Genomic DNA, 19,942 nt, shown 5'->3' on the forward strand with positions numbered 1-19,942 from the left:
ATGGACTTCAAACTCACTGAAGAGCAGCAGATGCTGCAAGACACGGCGGCGCGTCTGGTGCGTGATGCCTACGGATTCGAACAGCGCGAGGCCTATCGCCGTGGCGAGCTGGGCTTCAGCGCAGACTTCTGGCGCCAGCTCGGCGAGCTGGGCCTGACCGGCGTGTCCCTGCCCGAAGCCTACGGCGGTTTCGGCGGCGGCGTGGACAGCATGCTGGTGCATACCGAGCTGGGCCGTGGCCTGTGCCTGGAGCCCTACCTGCAGTCGGTGGTCTTTGCCGGCGGCCTGCTGGCCCAACTGGGCAGCGACGCGCAGAAGGACCAACTGCTCACTCGGGTCGCCAGCGGCGAGCTGCAGCTGGCGGTGGCCTTCGAGGAACCGCAGAGCCACTACGAGCTGAACAGCGTGGCGGCCCGCGCCGAGCCGGTGAACGGCGGCTGGCGGCTGTCCGGGCGCAAGGTCGCGGTGATCGGTGGGCACAGCGCCGGGCTGATCCTGGTATCCGCCCGCGTCGCCGGTAGCGAGCATGACCAGCAGGGCATCGGCCTGTTCCTCCTCGATCCGGCCGAAGCGGGCGTGAAGCGTCGCGTCTACCCGACCGCCGATGGCTTCAAGGCTTGCGAACTGTTCCTGGACGGCGCCTTCGTCTCCGCCGAGCAGGTGCTGGGTGAGCCGGGGAAGGCCTTCGACGCGCTGCGCTACCAGCAGGGCCGCGCCATCGCCGCCCAGTGCGCCGAGGCCGTGGGCGCCATGGAAGCGACCTGCGAGCTGACCCTGGAGTACCTGAAGACCCGCAAGCAGTTCGGTGTCGCCATCGGCTCCTTCCAGGTGCTGCAGCACCGCATGGTGGATATGCGCGCCGAGCTGGACCAGGCCAGCAGCATGGCAATCCTCGCCGCCTGCGTCGCCGACCAGCCGGACAGCGCCGAACGTAGTCGCGCCCTGGCTGCCGCCAAGTACATCGTCACCCGCGCCGGACGCTTCATCTCCGAGCAATGCATCCAGCTGCACGGTGGCATCGGCCTGACCGACGAATACCTGGGCTCGCACTACGCCAAGCACCTGGTGATGATCAGCCACCAGTTCGGCGACGACGACCATCACCTGCAGACCTTCGTCCGTTTGATGGATGTGGCCTGACGCCATTCGCGAGCACACTCGCTCCTACGAAGAGGGCACCGGTGCAAGCCGGAACCTGTAGCAGCGAGCTTGCTCGCGAACCCGATCCAACCGCAGAACCCAGGGCTCGTTACACCATCCGGGCTCCCGCGAACGTGGGAACCCAATAAACAGCCGCAGATGCACAGAGTCACCCTTGTTCCGGGCCGCAAGGCCCGGCTTTTTTCCAGGAGTCCCCATGAAAGTCCTCGTAGCCGTCAAGCGCGTGGTCGATTACAACGTCAAGGTCCGCGTCAAGGCGGACAACTCCGGCGTCGATCTCGCCAACGTCAAGATGTCCATGAACCCCTTCTGCGAAATCGCCGTGGAAGAAGCCGTTCGCCTGAAAGAGAAAGGCGTCGCCACCGAGATCGTTGCGGTCTCCGTCGGCCCGAACGCCGCCCAGGAGCAACTGCGCACCGCGCTGGCGCTGGGTGCCGATCGCGCCATCCTCGTCGAGGCCGTCAAGGGTGAGAGCAACGACGAACTGAATTCCCTGGCTGTCGCCAAGGCCCTGAAAGCCATCGTCGACAAAGAGCAGCCGCAGCTGGTCATCCTCGGCAAGCAGGCCATCGACAGCGACAACAACCAGACCGGCCAGATGCTGGCGGCGCTGACCGGCTACGCCCAGGGCACCTTCGCCTCCAAGGTTGAAGTGGCTGGTGACAAGGTCAAGGTCACCCGTGAAATCGACGGCGGCCTGCAGACCGTCGCGCTGAACCTGCCGGCGATCGTCACCACCGACCTGCGCCTGAACGAGCCGCGCTACGCGTCGCTGCCGAACATCATGAAGGCGAAGAAGAAGCCGCTGGACGTGGTGACCCCGGACGCCCTGGGCGTTTCCACCGCTTCCACCGTGAAGACCGTGAAAGTCGAAGCGCCGGCTGCCCGTAGCGCCGGCATCAAGGTCAAGTCCGTTGCCGAACTGGTCGAGAAACTGAAGAACGAGGCGAAAGTAATCTGATGGCTATCCTGGTAATCGCTGAGCACAACAACGGCGCTCTGGGCGCTGCCACCCTGAACACCGTCGCTGCCGCGCAGAAGATCGGCGGCGATATCGCCGTGCTGGTCGCTGGCCAGAACGTCGGTGGCGTGGCCGAAGCCGCTGCCAAGATCGCAGGCGTTTCCAAGGTGCTGGTCGCCGACAACGCTGCCTATGCTCACCAGCTGCCGGAGAACGTCGCTCCGCTGATCGCAGCTGTCGTGAAAGAAGAGGGGGGCAAGGGCTACAGCCACGTGCTGGCCGCCGCGACCACCAACGGCAAGAACTTCCTGCCGCGCGTCGCCGCCCTGCTGGACGTCGACCAGATCTCCGAGATCATCGAAGTGGTCAGCGCCGACACCTTCAAGCGCCCGATCTACGCCGGTAACGCCATCGCTACCGTGCAGTCCTCGGCCGCCGTGAAGGTCATCACCGTACGTGGTACCGGCTTCGACGCCGCCGCTGCCGAAGGTGGTTCCGCTGCCGTTGAAGCCGTTTCCGGCCCGGCTGACGCCGGCAAGTCCGCCTTCGTGGGCGAAGAACTGGCCAAGTCCGACCGTCCGGAACTGACCGCTGCCAAGATCGTCGTTTCCGGCGGCCGCGGCATGGGCAACGGCGACAACTTCAAGATCCTCTACGCCCTGGCCGACAAGCTGGGCGCGGCTGTCGGTGCTTCCCGCGCCGCGGTCGACGCCGGCTTCGTGCCGAACGACATGCAGGTCGGCCAGACCGGCAAGATCGTCGCACCGCAGCTGTACATCGCGGTGGGCATCTCCGGTGCCATCCAGCACCTGGCGGGCATGAAGGATTCGAAAGTGATCGTTGCGATCAACAAGGACGAAGAGGCGCCGATCTTCCAGGTCGCCGACTACGGCCTGGTGGGTGATCTGTTCGAGGCCGTGCCGAGCCTCGAAGCGGCCGTCTGAGGCGTGCCGCCGCTCCGGGACCTTGCGGTCCCGGAGCTCCTTACCCTGCTTCTACCGCCGGCAATCCGCAGCAAAGGAGGGGGCCATTAATGTCCGGTCGCGATCCGAGCGTTCTGAATTGACCCTGTCCGCTATCGACTCGACTCGGTGGCCCCAGGCCGATCGGCCATCACCCGTCGAGCATCGCGGCGGACCGCCTGCGGGGGAACGCCGAAACCGCGGATGAAGGCTTCGCGCAGGTGGCGGCGATCGCGGAAGCCGGCTTCCCGTGCCACTACGTCCAGGGAGTGGCGGCTCTGCTCGATCATCAGCCGGGCTGCTTCCAGGCGCAGTCCCTCGATGGCCTTGGCCGGGGATTGCCCGGTTTCGGCGGTGAATACGCGGGTGAACTGACGTGGGCTGAGGTGCACGAAGTCCGCCAGCTCTTCGACACTGAGTGGGCGGCTGAGGTGGTTGCGCGCGTAGTTCAGGGCGCTCTGGATACGGTCCGACTTGGGCGCGAGGTCGAGCATTTCCGAGTGCTGCGACTGTCCGCCGGAGCGGTGCTGGTGCATCACCAGCTTGTGCGCCACCGAGCGGGCCACGTCCGCGCCGAGGTCCTTCTCCACCATGCCGACGGCGAGGTCGAGCCCGGCGGTCATGCCCGCCGAGGTCCAGATGGGGCCGTCGACGATGTAGATGCGGTCGTCCTCGACGGTGATGTCCGGGTGGCGCTTGTGCAGGGCCTGGGCGTAGGCCCAGTGAGTGGTCGCGCGGCGCCCGGCCAGCAGGCCCGCCTCGGCGAGGATGAAGCCGCCGGTGCAGATGCCGACGGTACGCCGCGCCTGGCCGCCGGCCCGGCGCACGAAGTCGAGTACGGCGGTAGGCGTCTCGCTGGTGACGGGATCGTTGACCCCGACCACTATCCAGGTATCGGCCAGCCCCGGCGCCTGCACAGGGCGGGTTTCCAGCGCAAGCCCCAGGGAGGAACGCACCAGGCCGCCGGCCGGGGAGAAGTTCTCGACGCTGTAGAACGGCTCCCCGGCAACCAGGTTGGCGAATTCGAAGACCGTCTGGGTGGCCAGGGAGAGCACCTGGAAGCCGTCGGTCAGCAGGTAGCCGATGCGATGCATGGTCGATACTCGTATGTCCTGAATCACTACCTTATACGTCATTTGAGATATCGCCAAGCCGTCGCATCCTGATCTCCAGTCCCCCCCCCAACCTGGAGAACCGACATGATTCAGTCCCATCCCGGCACCGCCCTGATCACCGGGGCATCCTCCGGCATCGGCGCCATCTATGCCGAGCGCCTGGCCCGCCGTGGCCATGACCTGATCCTGGTCGCCCGCAATCGCGGCCGCCTGAATGCCCTGGCCCAACGCCTGAGCGACGAAACCGGCCGCTCCGTCGAGGTGGTGATCGCCGACCTGGCCGACCGAGCCGACCTGGCGCGGGTCGAAGAGCTGCTCAGGACCGATGCCAGCATCTCCCTGCTGGTGAACAACGCCGGCATCGGCGCGACTCGGCCCTTGCTGGAATCCAACGTGGACAAGCTGGAAGAGCTGCTCGCGCTCAATGTGAACGTGCTGACCCGCCTGACCTATGCGGCGGTGCCGGGCTTCGTCGCCCGGGGTGGCGGCACCCTGATCAACATCGCCTCCATCGTCGCCATCGCCCCGGAGGTGCTGAACGGCGTGTATGGCGGTTCCAAGGCGTTCGTCCTGGCGTTCAGCCAGTCCCTCCGCCATGAGCTGGCGGACAAGAACGTCAGGGTGCAGGTGGTGCTGCCCGGCGCGACGGCCACCGATTTCTGGGGCGTGGCGGGAACCCCGCTGGAGTATCTGCCGGAAGCCATCGTGATGAAGGCGGAAGACATGGTGGATGCGGCGCTGGCCGGCTTCGACCAGGGCGAGTTCGCCACCATTCCGGCCCTTCCGGAAATTGCCGACCTGAACGACTACGAGGCGGCGCGCCAGAAGCTGATGCCCAATCTGTCGATGAGTACGCCGGCCGCACGCTATCGCAATTGATATCACCTGAAGTAAGAGGAATGCGGACCCGCCTCAGGCAGGCCCGCATTCCTTCATGGGGCGGAGCCCGCACCAAGCAGAAGGAAGTATTTTTCTTCCCCTGCAATGCCGCTAAGGTGGCGGCAGTTGCACTGCCACCGGAGCCCGTCAGCGAAATGACCGCCGTTTCCGCCCCGACACGAGAGTTGCGCCTGGCCAACGGCCTGCGCGTCGTGCTCGTGCATGCGCCGGATTCGCCGAAGGCCGCCGCCCTGGCGCGGGTCGCGGCGGGGACTCATGACGAGCCAGAGGGTTTTCCGGGGCTCGCGCATTTCCTCGAACACCTGTTGTTCCTCGACAGCGCGAACCATCGTTCGACGCAGCGGCTGATGCCCTGGGTGCAGGGACGTGGCGGGCGGTTGAATGCCAGTACCCAGGCGCGCACCACCGATTATTTCTTCGAAGTGACGCCCACCGATCTGGGCGATGGACTGGCGCGTCTCGTCGATATGCTGGCCCGGCCGTTGCTCGATCAGACCACGCAACTGAGCGAGAGAGAAGTCCTGGAGGCCGAGTACATCGCCCGCTCGGCGGATGCCGGCACCTTGATCGATGCCGCCTTGGCCTCCGCCGTCGCCAAGGATCATCCGCTGCGCCGCTTCGTGGCTGGCCGGCGCGCCAGCCTGCCGGTGGAGAGCGAGGCTTTCCAGCAGGCCCTGGTCCACTTCCATCGGGTGTACTACCAACCCGGCAATCTGGAGCTCTGGCTTCAGGGGCCGCAGTCGCTGGATGAGCTGCAGGCACTGGCCGAGCGGGATTGCCTGGGCTGGCCGGCGCAACCTGTAACGGCGCGGGGAGCCGCGCCGCCGTTGCTGCCGCTGATCCAGGACTCACTCGCCCTGCAACTGCCCGGAGCCCCGCGCCTGGTGCTGGCATTCGTGCTCGATGGTCTGGATGCCCGCGCCGAGCAGGCCTTGGAGAATCTGGGCGAGCGCCTTGGCGACGACTCTCCCGGCAGCCTGTCGGCCTGGCTGGGTGAGCGTGGGGTGGCGGATGAGGCCGGCCTGAGAGTCGTCTATCGCGCCCAGGGGCAGGCGCTGCTGGCGGTGACCTTCGAGTTGGCGGAGGTCGGCGCCGCCGCCATGGTGGAAGCCGCGTTTCCCGACTGGTTGAGGGCCCTGCGCGCATGCGACACGGCCAGTCTGGGCGATTTCCAACGCCTGCCAGCGCTGGAGCAACTGCGCCTGCGTGTGCGTGGCCTGCCGGCTGCTGCGGATGCCGCTTGGCTGGAAAGGCTCGCCAGGGCGCCGATGATTCGCCTGCTGGTGGCGCCGGATGTCCAGGGGCGGCCGATCGAGGTCGCGGGCTTCCCTCTGATGCTCGAGGAGGCAAGTCTGCAAGCCGTTGCACTGGAACCACAGCCCTGGCGCTTTGCCGAGTCCTCGCCTGCCAGCACTGCCAGGGCGGGTGCGCTGCACCTGCGCTGGCGCTTCCCGGCGCGCCCTTGCCGCAGTCATTTTCTCGCCATGCGCCTGGCCCTGCGTCCGTTAGCCGGCCTGGCGCGGTTGCGCGGGGTGGCGTTGAAGCTGGAGGAGGAGGGCGCCGACTGGGCTCTCACGGCAAGCGGGCCGGTCGACCGGCTGAACGGTCCCTTGGTCGAGGCGTTGAGGGTTTTGCAACAGCCACCTTCGGCGGTACTGCAGCAGGGCGAGCGCCTGCTTCAGCGTGAGCGCCAGCGTCAGGCCGCTGAGTTGCCGATACGCCAGTTGCTCGCCGAATTGCCCTTTTCGCTGGCAGGAATCGCCACGGCAGCCCCCGACTGGGCGGCTGCCCGCTGGGATCTGCTGGAGCAGTACACGTCGCTTCCGGCAAACGCCGCCGTACCCGGCGTGCGTGCAACCGAGCTGCTGCTTCCGCCGGCGCTGCCCGGCGGGCGCCGCTGGCGGCGCTGGGCGGGCGAGGGGGAGGCTGCCCTGCTGCTGTTCTGCCCCGTGCCCGACCGGGACGCGGCCAGCGAGTCCCGCTGGCGGCTGCTCGCCCGTGTGCTGGAGCCCGGTTTCCATCAGCGTATGCGCGGCGAACTGAACCTGGGCTATGCGCTGTACTGTGGTTTTCGCCAGGTTGCCGGCTGGCGTGGCGTGCTGTTTGCCGTGCAATCGCCCCACGCAGGCCCTGACGAGTTGCTGCGGCATCTTCAGGACTTCCTCGACGCTGCAACGCTGGACGGCCCTTCCGAACCGCACCTGAAGAGTCTGGCCGCCACCCTGGCAGGCCCCGAGGACGCCTGGCAGGACCACCTTGCCGGTGTCGCCGACGATCACCGGGAACGCCTGATCGATGCCGCACGCCACCTGACCCGCGCCGACCTCAAGGCCGCCCACGCCGAGCTGCTGGCCGCCAGCGGCGGCTGGTGGCTGCTCGCCAACCGCGCCTGACATCCTCCTTTTCAGTACTTCCGGGGCCCGCACCTCGGAGGTTTTCTGCGACTTTTGTCCGGCTCCGCAAGGACTGCGTCCTAGGTGTCGTTTCGTGCGCATCCAAGGTGCCAGTACCTGCGCGACCAAGGTCGCCGGTCCGCCGTCGGGAGCGCGCCATGGCCTTGCGCAGCAGTCCCCAAGCCCCGGCCAAGGCAGCAGCGAACCGCGCCGAAGGCAGCGTATGGGCGGCGTCAGCACGTTTCGATAATCGCCTCCGCCACGACTGAACCGCAGTCGTCCCACCCACGCGGAGCGCGTCATGAACAAGAACAACACCGCCATTCGCCGTTTCCTGCCCCTGTCCCTGGTCTCCCTCGGGGCGCTGGGTTTCCTGCAGGCGGCCGTCGCCGACATCAAGCTGTACGACAAGGACGACACCACCTTTTCCACCGACGGCTACTTCAACGCCTTCTACGTCAACAGCGACGTGGACCGTAACGGCGAAACCTACGACCGCCGCCAGTCACGGGTGAAGATGGGTTTCCTGCCGAACTACATCGGCTTCAACTTCGGCAAGAAGATCGACGACCTGACTCTCACCGGGCGCTCCTCGTTCTGGGTGACCATCAACGACAGCGAGCAGGACGGCACCGACACCGCCATCGACGTCCGCCAGTTCTACGGCAACGTCGCCGGTGACTGGGGCGAGGTGCTGATCGGCAAGGACTTCGGCCTGTTCTCGCGTTCCAACATCTTCCTCGACGAACTGCTCGCCGGCTTCGGCAACGCCAGCGACACCCTGGGCCTGGTGGACGGCAAGGGCGTGTCCTTCGGCAACATCGGCACCGGCTACCCGTACCCGTTCCCGACCTCGCAGATCACCTACCGCAACAACAACCTGGTGGACGGCCTGCGTGTGGCGGTCGGCATCATGGACCCGATCGACACCAACCAGATCGACAAGGATGCCAGCGACGGCCTGGACGACAAGGCCTACCAGGACAACCCGCGCTACGAGAGCGAGGTGAGCTACCAGTTCGACCTGGCCGGCGCGCAGATCTACAGCTGGGTCAACGGCGCCTACCAGACCTCGAAGAACACCAACGACGAAGTCGACGACGTCACCTCCAAGGGCCTGGGTTATGGCATCCAGGCAAAGATGGGCGGCGTCTCGCTGACCGGCTCGGGCTTCACCGCCAAGGGCATCAACCCGTTCTTCACCAATAACGCCGGCGAAGCCGCGCTGCGTGAAGTGGACAGCCGGGGCATGCTGCTGCAGGGCTCCTACACCTGGGGCAAGAACCGCATGGCACTGTCCTTCGGCGAGACCCGCGACGACGGCAACGGCCTCGGCACGGCCGCCGACTACTCGACCAAGGGCATCGCCTACTTCCGCACCATCAACGACAACCTGAAGCTGGTGGCCGAGTACAACGTCTACGAGATCGACGGCCGCAAGGGCTCCACCGTCAGCGAGGACACCGACACCTTCGCCGTGGGCGCGGTGCTCAACTGGTAAATCCCCCGAACTCCTTTGGCTCCATTTCGGCGGGTCGACCTTCGGGTTGCCCGCCTTTTTTCTTCGTCTCAAGGAAGGTTTTTCATGATCGGACTGTGGAGCGCGCATGCGCAGAGTTACCTGCTGGTTCTAGCCATCGCCACGACCCTGGCGTTCGCCTTGCCCATCGTCCTCGTGCCGCTGACTTGGGCGCGGGTGATGCAGTGGACCTTGCCGGAGCACACGGACCTGACGCTGTACTTCGGGCGTTGCCTGGGAGCGTTCATCCTGGTCGTCGAGGGACTGATGCTGCGGGCGGCGCTGACGGGGGAGGCGCTGGTGACGACGTTCGAGGTGCTGGCGGCGGTGGCGGGGTTCATGGTGGTGGTGCATGTCTACGGGGCGCTGCGAGGGATTCAGCCATGGACGGAGACGGTGGAGACGGGCTTTTATGCGGGGATGTTGGGGATGACGTTGATGTTCTGGCCGGTGGGGTGACGACGGTCTTGTCGGCGGTTCGCGGGCATGGCTCGCTACAGGCAGGCTCCGGTGTATCAGTTGTCGTAGGAGCGGACTTTGTCCGCGATGTTTTTTGTCTTGTTCTGTGTTTCTGCGCCGCTTCGGTGTGCGCGAGGACTTTTTGTTTCGCCCCCTCGGGCAACCTACTTTGCCAAACGACGCAAAGTAGGCAAAGGTCTCTGCCCCATCATCCGGCCCCGGCTTCGCCGGGGTTCCCTCGCTCCATCGAAGTTTCAGGGGCCCGCGTCGACGGGCCATCCATGGCCCAACGACGCTCTCGCGGCATCCATGCCGCTCAACCCCTGAAACTCCGATTCCACTCGGCCTCCTGAAGGGGCGCTCCGGCGTGCGCGGATGCTGCTCTGGAAACCGCTTTTTTGTAGGAGCGAGCTTGCTCGCGAACCGCTCAACGCTGATGCGGCCGGGTAATTCTGTTCGCGAGCAAGAACTAGGCGTCCCCCTCGATCCTACGAAAAGCAATCTGGCACGAAGCAGCCAAAGTTTCAGGCGCGCGCAGAGTCCCGTCAGGAGGCCGAGTGGAGGTATTGCGCAGAGGGGCGAGCGGCATGGATGCCGCGAGAGGCGTAAAGGGCCATGGATGGCCCTTCTACGCCGACCCTCGGAGCGATACCGGAGCGAGGGGAGTCCGGCGAAGCCGGACCCGGATGTCGGGACGAGACCTTTTGGTTACTTTTCTGGCGTTTGAGAAAAGTGACTCGCCCGAGGGGGCGAAACAGAAGACATCCGAGCATGCCGAAGCGACGCAGAAATGCCGAACTCCAAAACGGCGGATAGCGCTTCGCGTTATTCGCCCTACGAAGAGCATCGCGGACGGAGTCCGCTCCTGCGGTGAGGGTATCCCACTACTTTCGGAGGTCCCCACCACGCCCCAAGTAGCATGGGTCGCGCCCCGACCACTTCGTAGAATGCCAACGTCGATATCCTGACCAGGCGCACGCCATGCACGAAACACAAGGGGTCGTTCGCGGCATGTCCAGTGCCCGCGACGTCGAGGAAGTCGCCCAGGACCTGGCGCGCCAGCTGATCCACCCGCATCTGGGCTTCGTGCTGTTCTTCTGCTCGGCCGAGTACGACCTGCAGAGCCTGGCCGGCGCGCTGGAGCAGTATTTCGGCGGCATCGACCTGGTGGGTTGCACCACCGCCGGGGAGATCACCCCGCAGGGCTACGGCCGCGGCTGCGTCACCGCCGTGGGCTTCGACCTGCGCAGCTTCGCCGTTGCCAGTGCGCTGGTGGACGAGATGGAGCGCTTCAGCCTGATCGACGCGCAGCAGATGGTCGAGTCCCTGGTGGCCGACTGCCGCAGCGCCGGGCTGGCGCCGATCAAGGACCACAGCTTCGCCCTGACCCTGCTTGACGGCCTCTCCAGCCGCGAGGAAGTGGTGCTCGCCGCGCTCAGCGCCGCGCTGGGCGCCATCCCGCATTTCGGCGGCTCGGCCGGCGACGACAACCACCTGACCCACACCCACGTCTACTACCAGGGCCAGTTCCACACCGGCGCGGCGGTGGTGGTGCTGTTCAATACCTGGCTGGACTTCGAGGTGTTCACCACCCACCACGTGCTGCCCAGCGAAGAAAAACTGGTGGTCACCCGCGCCGACAGCGACAGCCGTCGTGTGCTGGAGCTCAACGCCGAGCCGGCGGCGCTGGAGTTCGCCCGCCTGGTCGGGGTGCCGCTGGAACAACTGGATTTCGCCCTGTTCCCCAGCCATCCGCTGGCCGTGCGGGTGCGCGACCAGTACTACGTGCGCTCGATCCAGCAGGTCAACGACGACCTCAGCCTGACCTTCTACTGCGCGGTGGAGAACGGCATCGTCCTCACCGCCATGCGTACCGGGCCACTGCTGCCGGGGCTGCAGGAACAGTTCCGGCGCCTGCACGAACGCCTCGGTCCGCCACTCCTGACCATCGGCTGCGACTGCTTCCTGCGCCGCCTGGAGCTGGAAGTGGCCGGCGATACCGAGGCCACCGCCGAGTTTCTCCGAAGCCAGCAGGTGATCGGCTTCAACACCTACGGAGAGCAGTTCAATGGCATGCACATCAACCAGACCTTCACCGGTGTCGCCATTGGCCGTCCTCGCGGCAACGCCGGACACTGAGCTGCGCGCCCGCATCGACGAGCTGGAGCGCGACAACCGCAAGCTGCAGCGGATCAACGCGGCGCTGATCGAACGCGTGGAGTCGGCCACCTCGCGCGGCGACAACGCCTACGGCGCCTTCCAGCACTCGGTGGTGCTGGCCGAGCAGGTGCGCGAGCGCACCGACGCGCTGAGCGAGGCGATGGTCGAGCTGAAATCCAGCAACCAGCTGCTCAGCGATGCGCGCCTGCGCGCCGAGACCGCGCACCAGCACCTGCTGGATGCCATCGAAAGCATCTCCGATGCCTTCGTGCTGTTCGATCCGCAGCAGCGTATCGTCCTCTACAACCAGCGCTTCCGTGCCTTCTGGGCGCAGACCCGCGCCCGTGTCGGCGCGGGAACCCGGCTCACCGAAGTACGCCGGTTGGCACAGAGCAGCGGACTGATCGTCGAGGAGCAGCGCAGCAGCGACGACGAACACACCCTCTACCGCCTGCGCAACGACCGCTGGGTGCGCGTCACCGAGCGGCCGACCCGCGACGGCGGGCTGGTGGTGCTCTACAGCGACATCACCGAGATCAAGCAGAGCGAGATGGCCCGCCGCGAACAGGCGGTGGCGCAGAAGTCGCACCTGTTGCAGCGCGCCGTCGACAACCTGTCCCAGGGCGTGGCCATGGTCGGCGCCGATGGCGCGCTGGAGTTGTGGAACCGGCGTTTCCTCGAACTCTGCGGGCTGGCGCCGATCGAGGCGCACCGGCCTTTCGCCGAGGTCATGGCCGACAGCGAACTGCCTTTGCTGACCCCACGCAGCCGCGCCCACCATGGAAGTGCGGAAGGCGTGCTCGAACAGCGCCTGTTCGATGGCCGCATGCTGGAAATCCGCACCCACGCGCTGCCCACCGGCGGCTTCGTCAACACCTTCACCGACATCACCGAACGCTACCGGCATGCCGAGGCGCTGCGCGAAAGCGAGCGCTGGATTCGCCTGATCACCGACCAGGTACCGGCGCTGATCGCCTACCTGACCGCCGACCTCGACTACGAGTTCACCAACAAGGTCTACGAGGAATGGTACCGCTGGCCCAGCGGCTCGATGCTCGGGCGCAACCTGCGCGAAGTGCACAGCGCCGAACACTGCCAGCGGCTGGAACCGTACTTCGAGCGCGCGCTGTCGGGCGAGAGCGTCACCTTCGAGATCGCCGAGACCAATCTCTCCGGGCAGGAGCGCTACATGCAGCGCTCCTACGTACCCAACCGCCAGGCCGACGGCACGGTGAGCGGGCTGTTCGTGCTGATCCGCGACATCACCGAACGCCGCCGCACCGCCGAGGCGCTGCACCAGGCCTACCAGAACCTCGAACAGCGGGTGCGCGAACGCACCGCCGAGCTCACCAGCCTGAACGACCAGCTCAAGCGCGAGATCGACGAGCGCAGCCAGGTCGAGGCGCGCCTGCGTGAGGCCAAGCGCGAGGCGGAGCAGGCCAACCTGTCGAAGACCAAGTTCCTCGCCGCCGTCAGCCACGACCTGTTGCAACCGCTGAACGCCGCGCGGCTGTTCACCAGTGCGCTGCAGGAGCGCAGCGGCGAGGCCCTGGTGCGCAATATCAGCCAGTCGCTGGAAGACGTGGAGAACCTGCTCGGCACCCTGGTGGAGATCTCCAAGCTGGATGCCGGGGTGATCAAGCCGGACATCGCCTCGTTCGATGTCGGCGAACTGCTCGACAACCTCGCCGCCGAATACCGCCAGGTGGCGGCCAGCGAAGGGCTGGCGCTGGACTTCGTGGCCTGTGGCGCCCAGGTCCGCAGCGACATGCAGCTGCTGGCGCGCATCCTGCGCAATCTGCTGACCAACGCCATCCGCTATACGCCGTCGGGCCGCGTGCTGCTGGGCTGCCGGCGGCGCCGGCACAGCCTGTGGATCGAAGTGTGGGACACCGGCGTGGGCATCGCAGCCGACAAGCTCGGCGAGATATTCCAGGAGTTCAAGCGCGGCGACGTGCAGCGCTCGAACCAGGATCGCGGGCTCGGGCTGGGCCTGGCCATCGTCGAGAAGATCGCGCGGATGCTCGGCCATCGCATCCAGGTGGAGTCCGTGCCCGGCAAGGGCTCGCGCTTCGCCGTCGAGGTGCCCCTGGCGCGCCGCGTGGCGCGCGCCGCACCGGAGCCGGAACGCCCAGCCGCCGACCTGGTGGAGCGCCTGCGCGGCTCGCGGGTGTGGGTACTGGATAACGACGCCTCGATCTGCGCGGGCATGCGTACGCTGCTGGAAACCTGGGGCTGTCGCGTGGTGACCGCGCTGTCTGAAGAGGACCTGGCGCGTCAGGTGGACAACTTCCACGCCGAATCCGACCTGCTGATCGTCGACTACCACCTGGATGACGGGTTGAACGGTGTCGATGCGGTCGCCTCGATCAATGCCCGGCGCGGCACGCCGTTACCGGCGCTGATGATCACCGCCAACTACAGCAACGAGCTCAAGCAGCAGGTCCGCGAGCTCGGCCATATGCTGATGCACAAGCCGGTCAGGCCGATGAAGCTGAAGACCGCGCTCTGCCACCTGCTGGATCGTACCGACTGATCAGGACTACATGCGGCGGAAAGCGGCTGGCGAACTTCCGATGTTCGCCAGCCGTCTCGTTTGTCGGGGAATGATGTACGGCCGGAGCTTCAGCGGCGCAGGTAGGCGGAGAAGTCGATGTCGCTGGCGCTGAGGATGGCCTGCACGCGGTTGTGCACCTTGAGCTTGTGCAGGATCGCCGAGACGTGGGCCTTCACCGTAGTCTCGGCGATCTCCAGATTGTAGGCGATCTGCTTGTTCGACTCGCCCTTGGTCATCCGCTCCAGCACCAGCAGCTGCTTGCGGGTCAGCGCCTGCAGCAGCTCCGACGGGATGCCGTGCTCCTCATGGTTGCTGCGCCTCGGCGAGCTCTGCTGGGTGCGGATGATGTCGGAGGGCAGGTAGACGTTGCCGTTGAGGATCTGCTCGATGGCTTCGGTCATCTGAACCCGTGGCGACGACTTGGTGATGAAGCCCACGGCGCCGTAGGTGATGGCTTGCAGCACCACCTGCTTGTCCTGCTCGGCGGAGACGATCACCACGGGAATGGTCGGGGCTTCGTTGCGCAGGTTCATCAGGCCGTTCAGCCCGTGCATGCCGGGCATGTTCAAATCGAGCAGGATCAGGTCGAGATCGTCGTGTTCCTGGGTCAGACCCAGGGCGCTGTCGAGGTCGGCGGTCTCCATCACTTCGCTGCCGGGGAAACCCTCGGCAATGACGTTGTGGATGGCCTCGCGGAACAGCGGGTGATCGTCGGCGATCAGGATCTTGTACATGGCCTACACCTCGTTGTTGTCGTTATGGGTGGCGAGCGGCGTGCAGTCGCAGGCTACTTCAGCGGTTGCGGTTGTGCGTCCTGCAAGGGCAGTCCTGCCTGTTCCCAGGCGTCGATACCGTCACGGTACCAGTAGAGGCGGGCGTAGCCCAGCGCGTGTGCGCGGCGGATGGCGTTCCAGCTCATCCAGCAGTCGGAGCGGCAGTAGAACACCAGCGGTCGCTGGCTATCGCCCCCGGTCAGGCGAGCGAGATTCTGCTCGAAGTAGGCCTGCCACTGCGGTTCCAGGGTGCCGGTGCCGACGTTGGCCAGCCACAGGCTGCCGGGCAGGTTGCGGTGCTTCTCGTCCTCGACGAACTGGCCGTTGAGGAAGGTGCGGCGGTAGACGTCTACCAGACGGGTCTGTGGTTCGCCCTTGAGCAGCGCCTGCAGGGCGTGGGTGTCGAGGGTGGTGGCATGGTCGGCGGACGGCGGCGTCGGGCTGCGGTACTGGGTGAGGCGATAGCCGTCGGCGGAAAACAGCGGCGCATCGTCGGCCTGCGCGGTCGGGAGCGCGAGGGCCAGACTGAGCAGGCAGGCGGACAGGCAGCCGCTCACATGGCCATTCAGGGCAGTGGCAAGGCGAGGCATGGCGGTATCTCTAATCGTTCTTTTTGTAGTGGCCATTACATGCCAGCTGTACGGCTTTGGAAATTCGACGTCAGGAGGGGCGAACCAGTACCAAAGTAGTAGGTTTCACCCCTTGCGCAGCGCCGCGTGCTGCGGGTTGAACGTCAGCACGGCGAGCCCGGCGAAGAGCAGGGTCAGGCCCAGGCAGACGCCCGCCGCCAGCGGGTTGAAGCGCTCGTAGAGGGCGAAGCGCACCAGTTCCACGGCATGGCTGAAGGGATTGAGCGCGCACAGCCAGTAGAGCCACTGGCTGGCCTCGCGCATCTTCCATAGCGGGTAGAGCGCGGAGGAGAGGAAGAACAGCGGGAAAATGACGAAATTCATCACTCCGGCGAAGTTCTCCAGCTGGCGGATGCCGTTGGACAGCAGCAGCCCCAGCGCGCCCAGCAGCAGGGCGGCGAGCAGCAGTGCCGGCAACGCCGCCACCAGCCCCATGGCCGGTGGTTGCTCGCCATACAGCCAGGCGATCAGCAGGAAGGCGTAGACCTGCAGCAGCGACACCAGGGCGGTGGCCAGCAGCTTGCTGGCCAGCAGGAAGGCACGCGGCAGCGGGCTGGTGAGCAGCACGCGCATGCTGCCCATCTCGCGGTCGTAGACCATCGACAACGAGCCCTGCATGCCGTTGAACAGCAGGATCATGCAGCACAGCCCCGGCACGATGTAGGTCTCGTAGGTGACGTAGGTGTCGTACGGCTCGATGATCGAGATGCCCAGCGCGGCGCGGAAGCCGGCGGCGAACACCAGCAGCCAGAGCAGCGGCCGCACCAGCGCGCTGAGAAAGCGCGAGCGTTGCAGGACGAAGCGCAGCCATTCGCGCACGACGATGCCGCGCAGGCATTGCCAGTAGGCGGCCGGGCCGAACCGCGGGCTTTCCAGGACGCTCATGCGCAGGCCTCCAGGCGGGTCAGGCGGTCGAAGGTGCGTGCCAGGTCGCCGGCGTCCGGCGCGCAGATGTCCCGCGCTTCGCCACGGGCGACCAGGCGACCACGGTCGAGCACCAGCAATGCGTCGTCGCCACGGACTTCATCCAGCAGGTGGGTGGTCCAGAGCACCGCCAGGCCATCCTCCCGGCACAGCCGCCGTACATGTTCGTTGAGCGCCTGGCGCGCCGCCGGGTCGAGGCCGACGCTGGCCTCGTCGAGCAGCAGCAGGCGCGGGCGGTGCAGCAGGGCGCGGGCGATTTCCACCCGGCGACGGTGGCCGCCATTCAGCGCGCGGACCTTGTCGCGGCGGCGTTCCTGCAAGTGCTGGCGGGCCAGTTCGGCGTCGATCCGCTCGTTCGCCAGGCGGCGTGGCAGGCCGTGCAGGGCGGCGTGGTAGCGCAGGTTCTGCTCCACGCTCAGGTCCAGGTCCAGGGTGCTCTGCTGGAACACCACGCCCAGTTCGCGCAGGGCCAGGCGCGGCTGGCGGCGCAAACTGCAGCCGAGCACCTCGATCTCGCCCTGCTGCAGGTCGTAGAGGCGGGTGAGCAGGGCCACCAGTGTGGATTTGCCGGCGCCGTTGGGCCCCAGCAGTGCGGTGAAGCGCCCGGCGGGCAGCTCGAAGTCCAGCCCGTCGAGGGCGCGCCGGGGGCCGTAGGCAAAGCTCAGGTCGCGGACAGTGAGCGCGTTCATGGCGTCACCACCACGCCCCAGGGATAGCGGCCGACCTTGATGGATTTGCTGACCTTGCGCGAGGCCACGTCGATCACCGAGACATCGCCGCTGACGCCGTTGGTGGCCAGCAGGGTCTTCTCGTCCGGGGTGAACGCCAGGTGCCACACGCGGCGCCCCACCAGCAGGTAGTCGAGGACTTCGAAGGTCCTGGCATCCACCACGGCCACATGGTTTGCCGGGCCGAGGGCAACGAAGGCGGTCTTGCCGTCGTCGGTCAGCTTCACGCCCACCGGCTGCACCTTGTCCGGGTGCACGCCCTGGATGGCGAAGCGCAGGGTCTTGAGAATCTTGCGGCTGGCGGTGTCCACCACACTGACGGTGCCGCCGATCTCCGCCGAAACCCAGACCTGCGAGCCGTCGCGGGTGAACTCAGCATGGCGCGGGCGCTGGTCCACCAGGGTGCTGTCCACCAGCTTCTGGGTGGAGGTGTCGATCCAGTGCAGCATGTTGGTGGTTTCGCTGGTGTTCACCGCCCACTTGCCATCCGGGCTCACCGCCATGCCTTCGGGCTCGACGCCGACATCGATCTGCCCGAGCACCTGGGCGGTCTGGGTATCCACCACGGTGACCAGCGCATCGTCCTCGTTGGAGATGTACAGCCAGCGGTCATTGGGGTGCAGGGCGAACTGTTCGGGGTCGGCGCCGGACGGCAGTTGCTTGATGATCTTGCGGGTGGCGAGGTCCAGCACCTGCACGGTGTCCGAATCGCTCGCGCATATATAGAGCAGCTTGTTGTCGTGGGACAGCGCCAGGCCGCGCGGGCGCTTGCCGGTATCGATGGTGCCGGTGACGGTCATGCTGTCCAGGTCGATGACGCTGAGGTTGTTGTCCTTCTCGTTGGACACGTAGGCGGTGGCGGCGAAGGAGGGCAGCGCCTGATAGAGCGCGGCGCCCAGGCAGGCAAGGGCCAGCAGGCGGGGCAGGGCGGGGCAAGGCATGGCAGCGGTCCTCATGGGCAGTTTCCTTATGGCTGGGCGTCGGCGAGGTGGCACTGGCTTTCCGGTGCGTCGAGGCCGAGGCTGTCCAGTTCGCTGGCGGGGTGCAGGAAGCCTTCCTGCGGCGAGGTGCTGACCAGGGCGCGGGGCTGGACCAGCGGGATCGGCTGGCGCAGCTGGCCGTCCCAGGGCCGGTAGCCGAGCTTGTAGCCCTTGAAACCGTCCAGCGGCAGCTCGGGGGAGAGCGACAGTTTGCGGATCGCCATGGGGCCGGCATCACGCAGGCGAGTGACCGCGCTGGCGATGCTGCGCACGGCGATCCAGGCGGCGAAGTCGCGATCGTTCATCCAGCGCCCGGCATGTTCCTCGAAGCGCTTCTGCAGTTGCGCGGCGCCGTAGGTTTCGACGGTCTTGTGCCAGCCGGTGGCGACCAGCCCCTGGGTGCCGGCCACCGGGCGCGGCAGCCAGGTGTTATAGGGCACGTATTCGCCGAAATCGCCATGCTCGTCGGCCACCAGCACGGCGTCGTAGTCGTCGCCGGATTGGGTGAACAGCGCCATGTCGGCCTGGGCGCTGCGGCGCTGGTCGTTGGCGAAGGTGAAAGGTTTTTCCTCGACGATCTTCGCGCCGAAGCGTTTGGCCGAGCGGCGCAGTGCGTTGGCGTAGGAAGCGTCTTCCGGGCGCTGGCCGACGATCAGCAGCCAGCGCGTCCACTTGCGCAGCACCAGGAACTGGGTGAGGGCGTCGGTCAGCATCAACCGGCTGGGCAGGGTGTGCAGCACGTTCGGCGCGCACTGGCTGGCGCGCAGCTCGTCATCGGCGGCGCCAGCGTTGAACAGCAGGCTGTCGGGCAGGGCAGCGGCCAGTTGGCGCAGGGTGTCCGCCGGGGCGTTGACCACGAACAGGCGCAGGCCGGCGTCGTGCAGGCGCCTGGCTTCGGCCAGCAGCCTTTCCGGGCTGTCGGTGCTGGCGGCTTCGAGGCTGTAGCGGTGCTTGAGGAAGCGTCCGGTGCTGTTGCTGTCGGTAATCGCCAGCTCCGCGCCGCGCAGGCCGGCGTCCATTGGTTCGGGGATGACGTTGGACAGCAGCGGGCCGGGGTCGGGCGTGTAGCCCAGGTAGCCGATGCGGATTGCCAGGGCAGGCGCCTCTTCGGCACGCACGCCGAGGCTGAGCAGGGCGGCGCAGGCCACCGCGAGCAGGTAGGCCACGCCGTGCAGGACAAACTGGCGCATGGGCGACTCCTTGTTTTGGGCCGGCTTGTTGTTGTGCGGCCAGCATAGGAATCGCCCGGGGCGCGGCAAATATGCAGAAAGTACCGTTGAGGCAGTACCAAGGTAGTAGGTTGCGCGCCACGCCCGCGACCTAGGATGGCCCTACAACAACCCGAAGAGAAAGGTCGCCATGCGTATCGCCGTCACGCTCGTCCTGCCGATCCTGTTGATGCTCAGCCTGCTCGGCTTCGATTTCCTCTATGCCCGCAACAGCTATCCCAGTCCGCTCGAGCGGCATGCCCCGGTGGGGTGTGTCGACAGCTGTCGGGGCGCGCCTTAGCTGCGGGTGCGGAAAGCATCGCGGATAAATCCGCTCCTTCGGGATCAAGAGCCCGCCTCGCCCGCACGCGGGAGAAGGGATGGAACGTAGGACGTATAACGCTCCGCGTTATACGCCGTTTGACCTGGGTTCGAGGGCGCTCCGGGCTTAACCCCAGAGTCTGCTACATGGCGAGATGTATCGGCGTACAACCGCGAACGGTGGTACGCCCT

Annotated in this window: 17 protein-coding genes; 10 read left to right on the forward strand and 7 right to left on the reverse strand. The window is 66.5% G+C overall.

What is annotated here, in order from left to right:
• The 3 genes from ACAW63_RS19020 (at position 1) to ACAW63_RS19030 (ending at position 3,066) form a co-directional block, all read left to right on the forward strand.
• Positions 1–1,140: an acyl-CoA dehydrogenase family protein gene (locus tag ACAW63_RS19020; protein WP_371227719.1), complete on the forward strand. Its 1,140-nt coding sequence runs from the start codon at positions 1–3 to the stop codon at positions 1,138–1,140.
• Positions 1,141–1,357: 217 nt separating this feature from the next.
• The gene (locus ACAW63_RS19025) at positions 1,358–2,122 is read left to right on the forward strand and encodes an electron transfer flavoprotein subunit beta/FixA family protein (protein WP_371227721.1); all 765 of its coding nucleotides are present in this window, start codon (positions 1,358–1,360) and stop codon (positions 2,120–2,122) included.
• Positions 2,122–3,066 carry an electron transfer flavoprotein subunit alpha/FixB family protein gene (locus ACAW63_RS19030; protein WP_371227723.1) on the forward strand — a complete coding sequence of 315 codons (945 nt, stop codon included), beginning with the start codon at positions 2,122–2,124 and terminating at the stop codon, positions 3,064–3,066. Before ACAW63_RS19025 ends, ACAW63_RS19030 begins: the two co-directional genes overlap by 1 nt.
• 131 nt (positions 3,067–3,197) lie before the next feature.
• On the opposite strand, the gene ACAW63_RS19035 is transcribed toward ACAW63_RS19030, so the two are convergent.
• Positions 3,198–4,178 (reverse strand): GlxA family transcriptional regulator, encoded by a 981-nt coding sequence (locus tag ACAW63_RS19035; RefSeq protein WP_371227725.1) that lies wholly within the window; start codon positions 4,176–4,178, stop codon positions 3,198–3,200.
• 105 nt (positions 4,179–4,283) lie between these two features.
• Here ACAW63_RS19035 and ACAW63_RS19040 point away from each other — a divergent pair, with 105 nt between their 5' ends.
• The 6 genes from ACAW63_RS19040 to nahK all read left to right on the forward strand — a co-directional run bounded on the left by ACAW63_RS19040 (position 4,284) and on the right by nahK (position 14,166).
• Entirely contained in the window at positions 4,284–5,078 is a 795-nt protein-coding gene (locus ACAW63_RS19040) for an SDR family NAD(P)-dependent oxidoreductase (protein WP_371227727.1), read from the forward strand.
• A gap of 155 nt (positions 5,079–5,233) precedes the next feature.
• Entirely contained in the window at positions 5,234–7,492 is a 2,259-nt protein-coding gene (gene pqqF / locus ACAW63_RS19045) for a pyrroloquinoline quinone biosynthesis protein PqqF (protein ID WP_371227729.1), read from the forward strand.
• A 301-nt stretch (positions 7,493–7,793) separates the two neighbouring features.
• A complete protein-coding gene (locus ACAW63_RS19050) occupies positions 7,794–8,993 on the forward strand; it encodes a porin (protein ID WP_371227731.1) in 1,200 nt (399 codons plus the stop codon).
• Between the two features lie 84 nt (positions 8,994–9,077).
• Positions 9,078–9,470 (forward strand): hypothetical protein, encoded by a 393-nt coding sequence (locus ACAW63_RS19055; RefSeq protein WP_371227733.1) that lies wholly within the window; start codon positions 9,078–9,080, stop codon positions 9,468–9,470.
• Positions 9,471–10,451: 981 nt separating this feature from the next.
• The gene (gene nosP, locus ACAW63_RS19060) at positions 10,452–11,609 is read left to right on the forward strand and encodes a nitric oxide-sensing protein NosP (RefSeq protein ID WP_371227735.1); all 1,158 of its coding nucleotides are present in this window, start codon (positions 10,452–10,454) and stop codon (positions 11,607–11,609) included.
• Positions 11,539–14,166, forward strand: a complete 2,628-nt coding sequence (gene nahK, locus ACAW63_RS19065) for a hybrid sensor histidine kinase/response regulator NahK/ErcS' (protein WP_371227737.1) — start codon at positions 11,539–11,541, stop codon at positions 14,164–14,166. Before nosP ends, nahK begins: the two co-directional genes overlap by 71 nt.
• A gap of 89 nt (positions 14,167–14,255) precedes the next feature.
• On the opposite strand, the gene agmR is transcribed toward nahK, so the two are convergent.
• From agmR to ACAW63_RS19095, 6 genes are all read right to left on the reverse strand, one after another.
• On the reverse strand, positions 14,256–14,921 hold the full coding sequence (gene agmR / locus ACAW63_RS19070; RefSeq protein WP_275611813.1) for a response regulator AgmR: 666 nt from the start codon (positions 14,919–14,921) through the stop codon (positions 14,256–14,258).
• Positions 14,922–14,974: 53 nt separating this feature from the next.
• The gene (locus ACAW63_RS19075) at positions 14,975–15,550 is read right to left on the reverse strand and encodes a PQQ-dependent catabolism-associated CXXCW motif protein (RefSeq protein ID WP_275611812.1); all 576 of its coding nucleotides are present in this window, start codon (positions 15,548–15,550) and stop codon (positions 14,975–14,977) included.
• 105 nt (positions 15,551–15,655) lie between these two features.
• Entirely contained in the window at positions 15,656–16,474 is an 819-nt protein-coding gene (locus ACAW63_RS19080) for an ABC transporter permease (protein WP_371227739.1), read from the reverse strand.
• Positions 16,471–17,202, reverse strand: a complete 732-nt coding sequence (locus ACAW63_RS19085) for an ABC transporter ATP-binding protein (protein WP_371227741.1) — start codon at positions 17,200–17,202, stop codon at positions 16,471–16,473. Before ACAW63_RS19085 ends, ACAW63_RS19080 begins: the two co-directional genes overlap by 4 nt.
• Complete coding sequence (locus ACAW63_RS19090; protein ID WP_371227743.1) at positions 17,199–18,197, reverse strand: YVTN family beta-propeller repeat protein; 999 nt, start codon at positions 18,195–18,197, stop codon at positions 17,199–17,201. The genes ACAW63_RS19085 and ACAW63_RS19090 overlap by 4 nt, the downstream gene beginning before the upstream one ends.
• Before the next feature lie 11 nt (positions 18,198–18,208).
• The gene (locus ACAW63_RS19095) at positions 18,209–19,411 is read right to left on the reverse strand and encodes an ABC transporter substrate-binding protein (RefSeq protein ID WP_371227745.1); all 1,203 of its coding nucleotides are present in this window, start codon (positions 19,409–19,411) and stop codon (positions 18,209–18,211) included.
• A 169-nt stretch (positions 19,412–19,580) separates the two neighbouring features.
• Here ACAW63_RS19095 and ACAW63_RS19100 point away from each other — a divergent pair, with 169 nt between their 5' ends.
• Positions 19,581–19,730 carry a hypothetical protein gene (locus ACAW63_RS19100; RefSeq protein ID WP_371227747.1) on the forward strand — a complete coding sequence of 50 codons (150 nt, stop codon included), beginning with the start codon at positions 19,581–19,583 and terminating at the stop codon, positions 19,728–19,730.
• The last annotated feature ends 212 nt before the right edge of the window (positions 19,731–19,942 follow it).

Source organism: Pseudomonas sp. QE6 (assembly GCF_041379005.1).
Classification (GTDB): domain Bacteria; phylum Pseudomonadota; class Gammaproteobacteria; order Pseudomonadales; family Pseudomonadaceae; genus Pseudomonas.

Bases quoted from the DNA above. Each gene is read 5' to 3' on its own strand.
- ACAW63_RS19020 (WP_371227719.1), top strand. From the start codon at position 1: ATGGACTTCAAACTCACTGAAGAGCAGCAGATGCTGCAAGACACGGCG.
- ACAW63_RS19025 (WP_371227721.1), top strand. From the start codon at position 1,358: ATGAAAGTCCTCGTAGCCGTCAAGCGCGTGGTCGATTACAACGTCAAG.
- ACAW63_RS19030 (WP_371227723.1), top strand. From the start codon at position 2,122: ATGGCTATCCTGGTAATCGCTGAGCACAACAACGGCGCTCTGGGCGCT.
- ACAW63_RS19035 (WP_371227725.1), bottom strand. From the start codon at position 4,178: ATGCATCGCATCGGCTACCTGCTGACCGACGGCTTCCAGGTGCTCTCC.
- ACAW63_RS19040 (WP_371227727.1), top strand. From the start codon at position 4,284: ATGATTCAGTCCCATCCCGGCACCGCCCTGATCACCGGGGCATCCTCC.
- pqqF (WP_371227729.1), top strand. From the start codon at position 5,234: ATGACCGCCGTTTCCGCCCCGACACGAGAGTTGCGCCTGGCCAACGGC.
- ACAW63_RS19050 (WP_371227731.1), top strand. From the start codon at position 7,794: ATGAACAAGAACAACACCGCCATTCGCCGTTTCCTGCCCCTGTCCCTG.
- ACAW63_RS19055 (WP_371227733.1), top strand. From the start codon at position 9,078: ATGATCGGACTGTGGAGCGCGCATGCGCAGAGTTACCTGCTGGTTCTA.
- nosP (WP_371227735.1), top strand. From the start codon at position 10,452: ATGCACGAAACACAAGGGGTCGTTCGCGGCATGTCCAGTGCCCGCGAC.
- nahK (WP_371227737.1), top strand. From the start codon at position 11,539: ATGGCATGCACATCAACCAGACCTTCACCGGTGTCGCCATTGGCCGTC.
- agmR (WP_275611813.1), bottom strand. From the start codon at position 14,921: ATGTACAAGATCCTGATCGCCGACGATCACCCGCTGTTCCGCGAGGCC.
- ACAW63_RS19075 (WP_275611812.1), bottom strand. From the start codon at position 15,550: ATGCCTCGCCTTGCCACTGCCCTGAATGGCCATGTGAGCGGCTGCCTG.
- ACAW63_RS19080 (WP_371227739.1), bottom strand. From the start codon at position 16,474: ATGAGCGTCCTGGAAAGCCCGCGGTTCGGCCCGGCCGCCTACTGGCAA.
- ACAW63_RS19085 (WP_371227741.1), bottom strand. From the start codon at position 17,202: ATGAACGCGCTCACTGTCCGCGACCTGAGCTTTGCCTACGGCCCCCGG.
- ACAW63_RS19090 (WP_371227743.1), bottom strand. From the start codon at position 18,197: ATGAGGACCGCTGCCATGCCTTGCCCCGCCCTGCCCCGCCTGCTGGCC.
- ACAW63_RS19095 (WP_371227745.1), bottom strand. From the start codon at position 19,411: ATGCGCCAGTTTGTCCTGCACGGCGTGGCCTACCTGCTCGCGGTGGCC.
- ACAW63_RS19100 (WP_371227747.1), top strand. From the start codon at position 19,581: ATGCGTATCGCCGTCACGCTCGTCCTGCCGATCCTGTTGATGCTCAGC.